Source organism: Stenotrophomonas sp. AG209, from assembly GCF_003550055.1.
Taxonomy (GTDB): Bacteria; Pseudomonadota; Gammaproteobacteria; order Xanthomonadales; family Xanthomonadaceae; genus Stenotrophomonas.
On sequence record NZ_QXDB01000001.1, the window covers coordinates 2,376,276 to 2,389,807 of the forward strand.

Below are 13,532 nucleotides of genomic sequence, written 5' to 3' on the forward strand. Positions count from 1 at the left end.
GGGGCGCGCCGAAGGCGCGGGGATAAGGGGAAATGCGCGGACCACCAAGCCGCTGCAAGCGGTGAAGGTGGTTGCAGCAGCAACCGAAAAAATTGTCCATGATCAGGCGACCCCCACGTCGTACGGCCCGCCCGTTCCGCCAGCCATGCCCGAATACCGTTCCCGCACCTCCACCGCCGGTCGCAACATGGCCGGCGCCCGCGCCCTGTGGCGTGCCACCGGCATGAAGGACGGCGACTTCCACAAGCCGATCATCGCCATCGCCAACTCCTTCACCCAGTTCGTGCCCGGCCACGTGCACCTGAAGGACCTCGGCCAGCTGGTCGCGCGCGAGATCGAACAGGTCGGCGGCGTCGCCAAGGAATTCAACACCATCGCCGTGGACGACGGCATCGCGATGGGCCACGACGGCATGCTGTATTCGCTGCCCAGCCGCGAGATCATCGCCGACGCCGTGGAGTACATGGTCAACGCGCACTGCGCCGACGCGCTGGTGTGCATCAGCAACTGCGACAAGATCACCCCCGGCATGCTGATGGCCGCGCTGCGCCTCAACATCCCGGTGGTGTTCGTCTCCGGCGGGCCGATGGAAGCGGGCAAGACCAAGCTGTCCGAGCACAAGCTGGACCTGGTCGACGCGATGGTGGTGGCCGCCGATGACAGCGCCTCCGACGAGAAGGTCGCCGCGTTCGAGCGCAGCGCCTGCCCCACCTGCGGTTCCTGCTCGGGCATGTTCACCGCCAACTCGATGAACTGCCTGACCGAAGCGCTGGGCCTGTCGCTGCCCGGCAACGGCACCACCCTGGCCACCCACGCTGACCGCGAGGCGCTGTTCCGCCGCGCCGGCCGCCTGATCGTCGAACTCTGCCACCGCTGGTATGGCGGCGAAGACCCGAGCGCGCTGCCGCGCGGCATCGCCACCCAGGCCGCCTTCGCCAATGCGATGACCCTGGACATCGCCATGGGCGGCTCCACCAACACCATCCTGCACCTGCTGGCTGCCGCGCAGGAAGCCGAAGTCGACTTCGACCTGACCCACATCGATGCACTGTCGCGGCGCGTCCCGCAGCTGTGCAAGGTGGCACCGAACACGCCGAAGTACCACATCGAAGACGTGCATCGCGCCGGCGGCGTGTTCGGCATCCTCGGTGAGCTGGACCGCGCCGGCCTGCTCGATACCACGGTGCCGACCGTGCACAGCACCAGCCTGGCCGACGCGCTGGAACGCTGGGACGTGGTGCGCAGTGACAACGACACCCTGCATGCCTTCTTCAAGGCCGGCCCGGCCGGTATCCCCACCCAGGAGGCCTTCAGCCAGGCCACGCGCTGGCCGACCCTGGACGTGGACCGCGCCGAAGGCTGCATCCGCTCGCTGCAGCACGCGTATTCACTGGAAGGCGGCCTCGCCGTGCTGCGCGGCAACCTGGCCGTGGATGGCTGCGTGGTGAAGACCGCCGGCGTGGACGAGTCGATCCATGTGTTCGAAGGCCCTGCGCGCGTCTACGAAAGCCAGGACGCCGCCGTCGCCGGCATCCTCGCCGACGAAGTGCAGCCGGGTGACGTGGTGGTGATCCGCTACGAAGGCCCGAAGGGCGGCCCCGGCATGCAGGAGATGCTGTACCCGACCAGCTACCTGAAATCGAAGGGGCTGGGCAAGCAATGCGCGCTGCTCACCGATGGCCGCTTTTCCGGCGGCACCTCGGGCCTGTCGATCGGCCACGTCTCGCCGGAAGCCGCCAGCGGCGGTGTCATCGGCCTGGTGGAAAACGGCGACCGCATCCGCATCGACATCCCCGCCCGCCGCATCGATCTGCTGCTGGACGAGGCCACCCTTGCCCAGCGCCGCGCCGACGCCGATGCCCGCGGCTGGAAGCCGCGCGCACCGCGCCCGCGCAAGGTCACCAGCGCGTTGAAGGCCTACGCCCTGCTCGCCACCAGCGCCGACAAGGGCGCCGTACGCAACACCGCGCTGCTCGGCGATTGATCCCCGTGCGGTAGTGCCGGCCGCTGGCCGGCATCTGCACAATGCGTCTGCACATCAATGAGGTTGCCAGCCAGCGGCCGGCACTACCGATCCGGTACGCTGCGCGGCATGACCCATCGCCCGCCGCGCCAGCCCCTCATCGATGCCCTGCGTGGGTTCGCACTGCTCGGCGTGTTCCTGGTCAACCTGCGCTTCTTCTCGCTCGATGCGTTGATGACCGAGGCCGCGCAGCAGGCACTGCCCAGCGCGGCGCTCGACCACGCCATCCGTACCGGCATGGAATGGCTGGTGGACATGAAGGCGATCACCCTGTTCTCGCTGCTGTTCGGCATGGGCGTGGCGATGCAGATGGATGGCAATGCCCAGGGCAGCATGGCCGCGCACCTGCGACGCATGGGCGTGCTGCTGGTGATCGGCCTGCTGCATTCGGTGCTGCTGTGGTGGGGTGACATCCTGCTGGTGTATGCGCTGGTGGGGCTGCTGCTGCCGCTGTTCCGTCACCTGGGTGATCGCGCACTGCTGTTCAGCGGGGTGTTCATTGCCCTGTTGCTGCCACCGCTGCTGTCGCCGTGGATCCGCGAATGGGTCGCCCTGCTCACACCGCGCGCGCAGATGAACGCCATGGCGCTCGATGCTCTGGCGCACGGCACGCTGGCGCAGGCGTGGTGGCACAACCTGCAGCTGGCCGCATGGCTGAAGCTGAGCAACTGGGCGCTGCTGTTCTTCGTGCTCGGCCGCTTCCTGCTGGGCTACTGGGCCGGCCGTCGCGGGCTGCTGCAGCAGCCGCAGGCGCATCTGCCGCTGCTGCGCTCGATCGCCATCGGCAGCCTGCTGCTGACAGCGGTATTCCTGTGGATCGATGCCCAGGCCGATGCGCTCAAACAGACATGGCCGGCGCTGCGTTCGGGCATGCCCGGCTATCTGCTGCGCGTGTCCTATCGCGTTGCGCCGCTGGCACTGGGCATTGCTGCGGCGGCGATCTTCACCCTGCTCTATCTGCGCCCGTGGGCCGAGCGCATGCTGCGCGTGTTCGTGCCGGCCGGGCGCATGGCACTGAGCAACTACCTGCTGCAAAGCGCGATCTGCGTGCCGCTGTTTGCCGGCTTCGGGCTGGTTATCGGCCCGCAGTACGGGCTGTGGCCAGTGCTGCTGGTGGCGGCGGTGGTGTTCCCGCTGCAGCTGTGGGCGAGCGCGTGGTGGCTGCGCGGCCATCGCTTCGGGCCGGTCGAATGGCTATGGCGCAGTGCCAGCGAAGGGCAATGGCTGCCGCTGCGGCGATAGCCACCGGCGACGGATGGGATCAGGTCGTTAGTGCCACTTGCGACTTAATCCCCTCCGTCCCCTTTTCTCAGCCGATCACGCGCTTGAACGGTGGCAGCGCGTCGATGATGCGCTTGCCGTAGCGGCGGGTCAGCAGCCGCGAATCGAGAATGACCACGCGGCCGGTGTCGGTGGAGGTGCGGATCAGGCGGCCGGCGAACTGGGTCAACGTGCGCAGCGCATGCGGAATGGCGATCAGGTTGAACGCGTTGAGCCCGCGCCCCTCGAACCACTCGCTGAGGGTGGCGGTCTGCGGATCGGTCGGCACCGCGAACGGCACCTGGGTGATCACCACCGTGGTGCAGGCTTCACCGGGCAGGTCGAGGCCTTCGCCGAACGAATTCAGCCCGAACAGCACCGAGCCTTCGCCTGCCGCCACGCGGCGCAGGTGCTCGTCGATCAGCCGGGTCTTGGACATCTCGCCCTGCACCAGCACCTGCTTGCGGCGCGCGGCCGACATCAGCCCGGCCACCTTCTCCATCTTCCAGCGCGAGGTGAACAGCACCATCGAGCCCTTGGCCCAGTCCAGTTCGGTGTCGAGGTAACGCGCCACTTCGCGCGGGTGGCCTTCGCGGTCGTCCGGCGTGACCGGGAACTTCGGCACGATCAGCTCGGCCTGGTTGGGCAGGTCGAACGGCGACGACAGCGAGACCATCTCGGCCTCTTCCGGAATGCCGTTGTCGATCGCCAGCGACTGGAAGTCGCCACCACCGGTCAGCGTCGCCGAGGTCATCACCACCGAATCCACTTCGTCCCACAGCAGCTTGCGCAGCACGTGCGCGGCCGACACCGGCGAGCCGTGCAGCACCAGGTCGCCATCGCGGGTGGCAGTCACCCAGCGTGCCATCGGTGGTGCGCCGTCCTTGTCTTCGCGGCGCCACGCCTGCCACAGGTTGTACTGCTGCTCGATCATCTCCAGCGCCATGCCCAGGTTGCGCTGCAGGCGCTCGCGCGCGGCATCGTCCGGCTTGCCCTTGGCCACCTGCGCGGTGGCGGCATGCGCCCAGTTGTAGAGGCTGCGGGTATCGTCGGCCAGCGCTTCGATCGGCTCGCGCCAGGCCTCGGGCAGGCGACCATTGGCCGCGCGCCACATCGGTTCCTCGTCGGCCGGCGCCGGCATCCACACCCGTTCGATGTGGTCGCGGAACGCACGCAGCTGCTTGGCCACGCTGCTGGCCACCTCGATCGCTTCGTTCGGCAACAGGTTGCCCAGGCGGTCCTTGTCGACCGCGCGGTAGGCACCGGCGATCAGGATCTGCAGACGGCCGGTGCGCTTGGCCATCTCGTCCAGCGCGAGGCTGGCCGCACCCTGGTCGATCGCCACGTTGCCGATGTGATGGCCTTCGTCCAGCACCAGCAGCATGTCCGAGGGCGGCGCGATCAACGGCTGGCCATTGTCGCTGTCACCGATCGACAGCGCCGACAGCAGCAGCGCGTGGTTGGTGACCACGATCTGTGCGTCGCGCACCGTATTGCGCGAACGCAGCACCGCGCATTGCGCAGAATAGGCACAGCGGCGCCCGGCGCAGCCCGAAGCCGGCGTGGTGATGCGGCTGCGCAGGCCGGGGCTGATGGTCTCCGGCGCGTTGTCGATGTCGCCGTCCCAGCTGCCGCCGGTGAAGGCGTCGGTCAGGCGCTTGGCGATGTCCATCTCGATCGGCGCCAGCGGCCGGTCGAACAAGGGTGCGTCATCCTCGAACATGCCGCCCTGCGAGCCCTCGCCCTGCGCCTCGGCAGCATTGCGCGTGCACAGGTAGCGGGTACGGCCCTTGGCCAGCGCCACGGTTGCTTCCAGGCCGGTGGCCTTGAGGAAATTCGGGATGTCACGCTCGACCAGCTGCGACTGCAGCGCCACGGTGCCGGTGCTGATCACCAGCTTCTTCTTGCTGGCCAGTGCGATCGGTACGCCCGCGGTGAGGTAGCCCAGGCTCTTGCCGACGCCGGTCGGCGCCTCGACCACGCCGACGCCACCGCTTTTCGACAGCGCGCGCGACACCACGCCGATCATCTGGCTCTGCGAGCGGCGGGTGGAGAAGCCGGGGGTGTTGGCCTGCAGCGTCGTGTACGCCTTGCGGATCGCGTCCTTCAAGGTGTCATCGAGCGTGCGCGGAGCGGCGACGGTTTCGGTCACGCCGGGAACTACCGTAGCTGGATCAGGCCGGTCATTGTCGCATGGCCGGCCATGTCCGCCGCCGCTGGCTGCCTGAACGGGGCAGCGACGACGCCCGGCGGCTGGATGAACACGCCGGACGCTGCTGGCGACGGCCCGGGGCCGTCACCCGGGTGTCACTGCACCGCGTTGCCGCGCAGCCGCAGCAGGCGCACCAGTGCCCACACCAGCAGCACCACGCCGATGGCCTCGACCATCGCCAGCGCGAAATGCACCACGCCGAAGATGGCGCTCATGCCCGAGATGGCGCTGAAGTTGCCACTGCTGACCAGCCACATCGGCAGCATGCCCGCCGCCAGGCCACCCAGGCTGGACAGCAGCAGCAACAGCAGGCCGACCAGCGCGCCGGTGCGGGTGGCATCGCGCGGCGCACCGACCACCCAGACCAGGCCGACGCACAGCGCGATCAGCACCGGCAGGCGCACGCCGACCATGCTCAGCACGGTCACCATCAGGGTTGTGCTGTCCATCGGTCAGTCCTCGCCGGCCAGCACGGCCGAGCCCTGGCGCAGCGCCTGGTAGATCTCGCCGGTCTGCGGGCGCACGCCGTGCCACTGCAGGAAGCTCTCGGCGGCCTGCTCGACCAGCATGCCCAGGCCGTCGACGGTATTGCGGCACTGCGCCGCACGGGCCCAGGCCAGGAAGGCAATGGCCGCCTCGCCGTAGTTCAGGTCGACGGCGGTGGTCATCGAATTGACCAGCGACAGCGGCAGCTTGAACTCGACGTCGCGGTCGCGGCCAGCCGAGGTGGCGTTGACGATCAGTTCGAAGTCGCCGAGGTCGCGCAGGTCCTCCCAGTAGCGGCTGATCGCACGGCCCGGCTCGCCCATCGCGTCGATCAGTTCATCGGCGCGCTCCGGCGTGCGGTTGACCACCACCAGTTCGGTGATGCCGGCATCGAGCAGTGCCGGGGCGACGCTGCGCGCCGAGCCACCGGCGCCGATCATCAGCACGCGGCGGCCGCGCAGGTCCAGGCCGTGGCGGTCGGTGAGGTCGCGCACCAGGCCGATGCCATCGGTGGTGTCGCCGTGCCAGCGGTCGCCCTTGCGCAGCAGCGTGTTGACCGAGCCGGCGCGGCGCGCGCGTGCGGTCAGCGTGGTGCAGACCGAGAACGCGGCTTCCTTGTGCGGCAGGGTGACGTTGGCACCGACACCGCCCTCGGCGGCGAAGGCCTCCAGGCCGGCCAGGAACGCATCCGGGGCCAGGTCGATCGCGCGGTAGTCGATGGCGATGCCTTCCTGGCGACCGAACGTCGCGTGGATCTGCGGCGACTTCGAGTGGGCAACGGGGTGTCCGAAGACGGCGTAACGGTCGGTCATGGAATCCTCAAGCTGGCTAGACTGATGCTCTTTCGTGCACGGAACCGGATGATGCGCATCACCCCGCCCCTGCTGGTGCTCGCCGCCAGTCTACTCTCTGCCCCCGTGGCGATGGCGTTGAACGAGTACGGCATCGAAGGCATGGGCGTGGTCTCGACCCGCGCCGACGAGGGCCGCGCCACGATCAGCGCCGATGGCCAGCGCATCGTCTTCGCCCGCCGCGGCGAGGCCGGCTGGGGCCTGTGGGAGGCACGCGTGGTCGATGGTCGCTGGCAGCAGGCACAGGCGCTGCCGGTGGGCGTGGCTGGCGAGGCCCGCGATCCCTACTTCAGCCGTGACGGCCGCTGGCTGCTCTTCGCGGCCGGTCGCGAGGGCGCGCTGGCGCTGTACCGCGCCGCGTTGGCCGCCGACGGCCAACTGGGCCCGGCGCAGCCGCTGGCCGGTGACGGAGGTCGCCGGGAAGAGCGCGGGCCGGCCCTGAGCGCGGATGGCCAGCGGCTGTTGTTTGCCCGGCAGCAGGGCCGCGGCGCCGGCTGGGACCTGTTCGTGGCGACGCTGGATGCGCAGGGCCTGCGCGGCCCGGCCAGCGCACTGAGCGCGTTGAACAGCGCCGACGACGAGACCGACGGTGACTGGCTGGGCCATGACGGCGCCGTGGTGTTCAGCCGCGGCAGCGGCACGATCGCGCAGGTGTGGAGCAGCGGCTGTGCGTGGACCGGCGTGGTGCTGCAGCCGCTGGGACTGTCGTTCAACCAGGCCGGCGGCTGGACCGGCGCGCCGGTGATCGACAACGCCAAGCCGGGCGAGATGATGGTTGCCAGCAGTGCGGCGAAGGCGCCGCGTGCCGGTGGCGTGGATGTGTACCGGTTGGCCGTGCCGAAGGTGGTGGCGGTGCCGGGGTGCGTGCGGTAGATCCACGCCATGCGTGGATGGTGCCCGCGAAGGGGTCAGAGCCCTTTCCTGCGGAAAGGGATCCGACCCCGGGCATTGCCCCGTCAGCGCGACAGCACCTTGGCGCGCAACTGCTCGTACTCCATCTCGCTCAGCTGGCCGTTGTCCTTGCGCTGGTTCAGCGCGGCCAGCTCGGCCTGCACGCTGTCCGGCAGCGCCTGCTCACGGGCCACGTGACGGGCGGCGGAGAGCTGTTCCGGCGGGCGCTTGCCGGCCCGCCAGGCCGCGATGAACACACCGACGATGATGGCCCCGAACACCAGCGTACCGATGCCCCAGATCAGCCATTGCATCCATCCCAGTTCGGGTCCCATCGCGTATTCCTCCGTCTATCGTGGCGCTATTGTCAGCGCTCGCGTAGCCATCGCGCCACCTGCGGCGCGAAATAGGTCAGCACACCATCGGCGCCGGCCCGCTTGAAGCCCAGCAGCGACTCCATCACGCAGGCGCGTTCGTCCAGCCAGCCGTTGGCGAAGGCGGCCTTCATCATCGCGTACTCGCCACTCACCTGGTAGGCAAAGGTCGGCACGCCGAATTTTTCCTTCACCCGGCGCACCAGGTCCAGGTAGGGCATGCCCGGCTTGACCATCACCATGTCGGCGCCCTCTTCCAGGTCCAGCGCGATCTCGCGCAGGGCCTCGTCGCCGTTGGCCGGGTCCATCTGGTAGGTCTTCTTGTCGGCCTTGCCGAGGCTGGCCGCGCTGCCCACTGCATCACGGAACGGGCCGTAGAACGCCGAGGCGTACTTGGCCGAGTAGGCCATGATGCGCACGTTGATGTGATTGCCGGCATCCAGTGCACGGCGGATCGCGCCGATGCGGCCGTCCATCATGTCCGACGGCGAGACGATGTCCACGCCGGCTTCGGCGTGCGATACCGACTGCTTGACCAGTGCTTCGACCGTGATGTCGTTGAGCACATAGCCCTTGTCATCGATGATGCCGTCCTGGCCATGGGTGGTGTACGGGTCCAGCGCCACGTCGGTCATCACCCCCAGTTCCGGGAAGCGCGACTTCAGCGCGCGGATCGCACGCTGCGCCAGGCCGTCCTCGGCCCACGCCGCCGACGCGTCCAGCGACTTCAGCGACGGGTCGATCACCGGGAACAGGTCGATCACCGGAATGCCCAGCTCCAGCGCCTCTTCGGCCACCTTCAGCAGTTCTTCGATCGACAGCCGCTCCACGCCCGGCATCGACGGCACTGCGGTGCGGCCAGCCCGTTCGTGCACGAACACCGGGTAGATCAGGTCGTCGGTGGTCAGCGTGTTCTCACGCATCAGGCGGCGCGAGAACTCGTCGTGGCGCATGCGGCGCGGGCGGTAAAGCGGATGGGACATGGCAGGCTCCGAGGAGTGGCTATTGCAACAGGTAACCCTGCGGCAGCAGGGGTTCGGGCAATGGGCGTTCGCCGAGCGCGTCGAGCTGGTCGATCTCGATCGTGCGCACCAGCGCGTCCAGCGGCAGGTCGTTCGGCTCCAGGCCGAACGGGTCTTCCATTTCTTCGCCCAGCTGGTCCAGGCCGAAGAAGGCATACGCGAGCACCGCCGACAGCACCGGCGTGCCCCAGCCCAGCGAACTGGCCAGGCCGAACGGCAGCAGCACGCAGAACATCCACGCACAGCGGTGCAGCAGCAGGGTGTAGGCGAACGGCAGCGGCGTGGTGAGGATGCGCTCGCAGCCCGCCTGGATCGACGACATCGCGTGCAGGCGCTCTTCCAGCTGGGTGTAGAGGATCGGGTCGAGTTCACCGGCACGCAGGGCCTGGGCCAGCTCGGCAGCGATCATCGACAGCAATGCGTCCGGCACGTTCTCGCGCTGGCCCAGCTGCTCGCGCTGCGGCTTGTCCAGCCACGGCAACGCCGCCAGGGCCACGATGCGCCCCCGCAGGCGCGCGGCCAGCGCATGGGCAAAGGCGGTGGTGAGATAGGCGACGCGGCGACGGCGGCCGGCGTCATCGGCCAGCAGCAGGTTGACCTGGCGGGCCAGCGAACGCGATTCGTAGACCAGCTGGCCCCACAGCTTGCGGCCTTCCCACCAGCGGTCATAGCAGGCGCTGTTGCGGAAGCTGAGGAAGATCGACAGGACCAGGCCTAGCAGGGTGAACGGCGTGACGGAAACGCGTTCGATGCCGGTCGGCGGCGCCAGTTCCACCACCGCGGCCACCGCGATGGACAGGATCAGGATGGCCAGCACCTTCGGCGCGATCGCTTTGACGATCGAGCCGCGCAGGATGTACAGCAGTTGCCAGCCGTGGGGACGGGGTCGGATGATCATGGGGCAGCCGCGCCGGGCGCGGATTCACAGGCACGCGGGGGGCTCGCGCAGCCGTTCATTGTACGCCCCTGCCCGGCCCGCGGCCGTGTACCTGCGACGCCCTGTCGCACCCGGCGACGCGGCTCAGATCACGCCGCCACCCAGGCCCAGGCGCAGGATGCCGACCACCACCACGATGCCGTTCAGCACCAGCCCGGCCCAGGCCCGGCCGCGCTTGGTCGGGTGGGTGAACAGGATGCCCAGCGCGGCGATCACCGCGCCCACGGCGGCGAACGGGATCAGGAACCAGTTGCCCCAGCCCAGCAGCGGAATCAGCGCCAGGATCATCCACAACAGCGCCAGTACGCCCCACAACAGACTGATCACACCCATTCCGCTCTCCCGCAGTTGGTTCCTGTCTGTCCACCATAGTCGTTCCCGCGGTCGCCGCCTACTGCCGTTGGCGGGGCTGTCACCGGCACCGTGCTAGCGTGCTGCCGTGCGTGCCCTGGCCCGGGTGTTGGCGCCGATTCAGAGTGGCCCGCCGATGATCGCAACCAGTCCTACAGGGGTCGTGCCATGAACATCCGTTGGGCCGCGTTGGCGGCCATCCTGCTGGTCGCCGCCGGCTGTGCCAGCACCTCCAAGGTCATGCTGGGGCGCGCCCGCGCGCCGATCGATCCGGCACTGGTGCAGATCTATTCGACGCCGCCGGCCGGCTCCCAGGAAATCGCCCAGCTGGAATCGGCGTCTGCCGTGGGCTTCGGCACGCAGGGCCAGACCGATGCGGCGGTGGCGCGCCTGAAGCGCGAGGCCGCAGCGCTGGGCGCCAATGGCGTGGTGCTGATGGGCGTGGGCAGCAGTGGTTCGCCGGTGGGCATGTCGGTGGGTGCCGGCACGTTCGGCTCGCATGTCGGCGGTGGCGTCGGCATTGGTATTCCGACCACGCAGAAACGCGCCGCCGGCGTCGCGATCTGGGTACCGAACCCGGCCCCCCCGGCACGGCTGCCGACGCAGGTGATCACACCGCAGCCGCAGCGTTGACCCTCCCGGGTCAACGCCGGTAGTGCCGGCCGCTGGCCGGCAACCTCAGGAATGCTTCCTGCGCCAAGGGAATGCCGGCCAGCGGCCGGCACTACCCGATGATGCTCAGCGCTTGTACTTCGGCACGAACACCTTGTTCACCGCATCGGCCAGCTGGTCCGGCGGCAACAGGCCCTGGTCGAGCAGGAAGTTGTTGAACGCCAGGCGATCGAACTTCGCACCCAGTGCCAGCTCGGTCTGCATGCGCAGTTCCAGGATGCGGGTGTAGCCGTAGAAGTAGCTGCCGGCCTGGCCCGGCATTCGCACCATGTAGCGGTCCAGTTCCTGGGTGGCCATCGCCTTGGACAGGCCGACCTGCTCCATCAGCACGCGCTCGCCGTTGGCACGGTCGGTCAGGCCGAGATTGAGCATCGGGTCGAGCATCGCGCGTGCGGCGCGCAGCAGTCGGAACTGCAGGGCGATCATCTGCCCGTCCAGCGGCTCGTACGGCACCATCTCGGCTTCGGCATACAGCGCCCAGCCTTCCACGTTCACCGAATTGAACGCGAACATGGTGCGTGCCAGCGACACGCCGCGCTCGACCATGGCGGTGAACTGCAGCTCGTGGCCGGGGCGGCCTTCATGCGCGCTCAGCGTCCACGCCGCCGCACCGAAGTTGAAGTCGTCGTACTGCGCGCCCGGGCCCGCCGCCGGGTTACCCAGCGGCAGTACGAAGGTGCCCTGCTGCCCGGTGTTGTTGACCAGCGGCGCCGGCAGGAAATGCGGTGCCGGGCTGGCCGCGCTCTCGGCAGCCGAGCCCAGGCGCATCTGCATCGCGCGCTTGGGCACATCGACGATGGCGTGCTCGCGGATCAGCGGATCGATCGCATCGATCACCTTGCGGTAGTGGCCTTCCAGATGGTCGTCGGCGATCTTGTCGGCCTTCAGCGCGCGGATCACCGCCACCGGGTCGCTCGGGTCGGCCACCTTCAGGCCCTTGTCCTTCACCACCAGCGGCGCCAGCTGCTGCATCGCCGAGCGGGTTTCCATGAACTCCAGCTGCGCGCGCTGCATCAGCAGCTTCGGGTCGATGTCGATGCCGACCTGCTTGAGCTGGTAGGCGTACAACGGCGCCGGCAGCCGTGCGTCGGTACGCGCCTTCGGCAGCACCTCCTTCCGGGTCCAGGCAGCGTAGTCCTTCATCTGCCCGGCCAGGGTCTTCATCGCCTCGTCGGCACCGGCGATCTGGTACTTCTTCAGCAGCGACTCGATACCGGTGATATAGGTCTCGACGTTGTCCAGCGACTGCTGCACTTCGATCTTCGTCGGCTGCAGCAGGCTGCTGTCCTTCAGCCGTTCCTCGTAGCGCTGGCGGGCCAGCGTGGTGAACGCGGTGCCGCCCGGCTGCAGGCCGGCATAGGCCTTGAGGCGGTCGATCGCCTTGGCCCGGCGCTCGGCCGGCACCTGGTCGGACAGCAGGAGGTTGAGGCCGCTGAACACCGTCTGCGGCGCATCGCTCCACGGCAGCAGGTACTTCTCGTTGAGCTCGCTGCCTTCGATGTTCTGGTTGGCGGCGTGGATCATGATCTCCAGGTCCTGGCGGACGTTGGGATCCTGCTCGGTGGCCAGCTTCGCCTTCAGTTCGTCGCGGGCCTTGGCCATCGCGGCGCGGTAGCGCTTGCCGTTGTCCGGGCCGAGATCGGCCACCTTGTCGTCGTAGCCGGGCACGCCGAAGAAGCCGGTTTCTTCCGGCTGGAACGGCCCCTGCGCATCCAGCAGGATCTGCGCCAGTGCATTGCTGCGGGCGACCCAGGCCGGGCTGGCCGGGGTGGCGGCCTTGGCGGCGGGTGCCGCCAGCGCCGGCGGTGCGGACAGCAACGGGGCGGCGGTCAGGGCCAGGGCAACGGCCAATGCAATCGGCTTCATGGGACACTCCAGCAAAGGGTTGCCCGCACCCTACGCGCTCAGCGCGGTGGCGACAATCGGCCGGAGGTCACAACGCCGCGGTCAGCGGGCATTCGCCGCGTTCGCGGCAGGCCTGCAGTTCGCATTCCTGCGCGGCTTCATCGTCATCCAGTGCGGTCAGGTCGAAGGTCTGCTTGTTCTCGCCCAGCACGTACATCACCGGGTAGTCCCACACGTCGTCACTGCGGGTGCCCTTCACGAACAACCGGCCGTGTGCGCGGGGGCCTTCCAGGGCCACGGTCAGGCCGACATCGCGCTGGCCGTTGAGCGCGGTCTGCATGCTGCCCAGCGGCATCGATTCGGTGCGCAGCGGCTCGCCGAAGGCTTCCACCAGTTCGATGCTGCACCCCGCGCGACGCATCGCTTCGCGCATCGGCGGGCTCTCGCGTGCCGCCTCGCTCCAGCGCAGCACGCTCCAGGCCACCACGCCACCCGCACCGGCCAGCACCAACAGCACGGTCAGCGGCATCGCCCAGCGCCAGTGACGGCACCACCAGCCGGCGGGCCTCGGGCCATGGGTGGGAATCGGCGGTGGCAGGGTCATCGGC

13 protein-coding genes are annotated in these 13,532 nt (G+C 68.9%); 4 read left to right on the plus strand and 9 right to left on the minus strand.

What is annotated here, in order from left to right; all coding sequences use genetic code 11:
• Positions 1-145 precede the first annotated feature (145 nt).
• The gene (ilvD, locus tag DFO63_RS11000) at positions 146-1,984 is read left to right on the plus strand and encodes a dihydroxy-acid dehydratase (protein WP_119006904.1); all 1,839 of its coding nucleotides are present in this window, start codon (positions 146-148) and stop codon (positions 1,982-1,984) included.
• A gap of 108 nt (positions 1,985-2,092) precedes the next feature.
• Positions 2,093-3,265, plus strand: coding sequence for a DUF418 domain-containing protein (locus DFO63_RS11005; RefSeq protein WP_119006905.1), 1,173 nt, complete (start codon positions 2,093-2,095; stop codon positions 3,263-3,265).
• A gap of 67 nt (positions 3,266-3,332) precedes the next feature.
• Here the strand turns inward: DFO63_RS11005 and dinG are convergent, their stop codons facing one another.
• The 3 genes from dinG to aroE form a co-directional block, all read right to left on the minus strand.
• A complete protein-coding gene (dinG, locus tag DFO63_RS11010) occupies positions 3,333-5,435 on the minus strand; it encodes an ATP-dependent DNA helicase DinG (protein ID WP_119006906.1) in 2,103 nt (700 codons plus the stop codon).
• A 155-nt stretch (positions 5,436-5,590) separates the two neighbouring features.
• Positions 5,591-5,944 (minus strand): hypothetical protein, encoded by a 354-nt coding sequence (locus DFO63_RS11015; RefSeq protein ID WP_049444215.1) that lies wholly within the window; start codon positions 5,942-5,944, stop codon positions 5,591-5,593.
• A gap of 3 nt (positions 5,945-5,947) precedes the next feature.
• Entirely contained in the window at positions 5,948-6,793 is an 846-nt protein-coding gene (gene aroE / locus DFO63_RS11020) for a shikimate dehydrogenase (protein ID WP_101766272.1), read from the minus strand.
• A 48-nt stretch (positions 6,794-6,841) separates the two neighbouring features.
• Here aroE and DFO63_RS11025 point away from each other — a divergent pair, with 48 nt between their 5' ends.
• Positions 6,842-7,705 (plus strand): PD40 domain-containing protein, encoded by an 864-nt coding sequence (locus DFO63_RS11025; RefSeq protein WP_119006907.1) that lies wholly within the window; start codon positions 6,842-6,844, stop codon positions 7,703-7,705.
• Between the two features lie 83 nt (positions 7,706-7,788).
• Here DFO63_RS11025 and DFO63_RS11030 read toward each other — a convergent pair whose 3' ends face one another.
• From DFO63_RS11030 to DFO63_RS11045, 4 genes are all read right to left on the minus strand, one after another.
• Entirely contained in the window at positions 7,789-8,058 is a 270-nt protein-coding gene (locus DFO63_RS11030) for a hypothetical protein (RefSeq protein WP_049444222.1), read from the minus strand.
• A gap of 32 nt (positions 8,059-8,090) precedes the next feature.
• The gene (gene hemB / locus DFO63_RS11035) at positions 8,091-9,080 is read right to left on the minus strand and encodes a porphobilinogen synthase (protein WP_075675896.1); all 990 of its coding nucleotides are present in this window, start codon (positions 9,078-9,080) and stop codon (positions 8,091-8,093) included.
• Positions 9,081-9,099: 19 nt separating this feature from the next.
• Positions 9,100-10,017 (minus strand): bestrophin family ion channel, encoded by a 918-nt coding sequence (locus tag DFO63_RS11040; protein ID WP_049444225.1) that lies wholly within the window; start codon positions 10,015-10,017, stop codon positions 9,100-9,102.
• Between the two features lie 123 nt (positions 10,018-10,140).
• Positions 10,141-10,389: a hypothetical protein gene (locus tag DFO63_RS11045; protein ID WP_005420185.1), complete on the minus strand. Its 249-nt coding sequence runs from the start codon at positions 10,387-10,389 to the stop codon at positions 10,141-10,143.
• A gap of 186 nt (positions 10,390-10,575) precedes the next feature.
• On the opposite strand from DFO63_RS11045, the gene DFO63_RS11050 reads away from it, so the two are divergent.
• The gene (locus DFO63_RS11050; RefSeq protein WP_014038879.1) at positions 10,576-11,040 is read left to right on the plus strand and encodes a hypothetical protein; all 465 of its coding nucleotides are present in this window, start codon (positions 10,576-10,578) and stop codon (positions 11,038-11,040) included.
• A 105-nt stretch (positions 11,041-11,145) separates the two neighbouring features.
• Here DFO63_RS11050 and DFO63_RS11055 read toward each other — a convergent pair whose 3' ends face one another.
• Positions 11,146-12,945, minus strand: a complete 1,800-nt coding sequence (locus DFO63_RS11055) for a DUF885 domain-containing protein (RefSeq protein ID WP_119006908.1) — start codon at positions 12,943-12,945, stop codon at positions 11,146-11,148.
• Positions 12,946-13,012: 67 nt separating this feature from the next.
• On the minus strand, positions 13,013-13,528 hold the full coding sequence (locus DFO63_RS11060; protein ID WP_101766276.1) for a cytochrome c oxidase assembly factor Coa1 family protein: 516 nt from the start codon (positions 13,526-13,528) through the stop codon (positions 13,013-13,015).
• Positions 13,529-13,532 lie beyond the last annotated feature (4 nt).

Excerpts from the sequence above, each read along its gene's own strand:
- ilvD (WP_119006904.1), top strand. The coding sequence starts at position 146 with ATGCCCGAATACCGTTCCCGCACCTCCACCGCCGGTCGCAACATGGCC.
- DFO63_RS11005 (WP_119006905.1), top strand. The coding sequence starts at position 2,093 with ATGACCCATCGCCCGCCGCGCCAGCCCCTCATCGATGCCCTGCGTGGG.
- DFO63_RS11015 (WP_049444215.1), bottom strand. The coding sequence starts at position 5,944 with ATGGACAGCACAACCCTGATGGTGACCGTGCTGAGCATGGTCGGCGTG.
- aroE (WP_101766272.1), bottom strand. The coding sequence starts at position 6,793 with ATGACCGACCGTTACGCCGTCTTCGGACACCCCGTTGCCCACTCGAAG.
- DFO63_RS11025 (WP_119006907.1), top strand. The coding sequence starts at position 6,842 with ATGATGCGCATCACCCCGCCCCTGCTGGTGCTCGCCGCCAGTCTACTC.
- DFO63_RS11030 (WP_049444222.1), bottom strand. The coding sequence starts at position 8,058 with ATGGGACCCGAACTGGGATGGATGCAATGGCTGATCTGGGGCATCGGT.
- hemB (WP_075675896.1), bottom strand. The coding sequence starts at position 9,080 with ATGTCCCATCCGCTTTACCGCCCGCGCCGCATGCGCCACGACGAGTTC.
- DFO63_RS11040 (WP_049444225.1), bottom strand. The coding sequence starts at position 10,017 with ATGATCATCCGACCCCGTCCCCACGGCTGGCAACTGCTGTACATCCTG.
- DFO63_RS11045 (WP_005420185.1), bottom strand. The coding sequence starts at position 10,389 with ATGGGTGTGATCAGTCTGTTGTGGGGCGTACTGGCGCTGTTGTGGATG.
- DFO63_RS11050 (WP_014038879.1), top strand. The coding sequence starts at position 10,576 with ATGAACATCCGTTGGGCCGCGTTGGCGGCCATCCTGCTGGTCGCCGCC.
- DFO63_RS11055 (WP_119006908.1), bottom strand. The coding sequence starts at position 12,945 with ATGAAGCCGATTGCATTGGCCGTTGCCCTGGCCCTGACCGCCGCCCCG.
- DFO63_RS11060 (WP_101766276.1), bottom strand. The coding sequence starts at position 13,528 with ATGACCCTGCCACCGCCGATTCCCACCCATGGCCCGAGGCCCGCCGGC.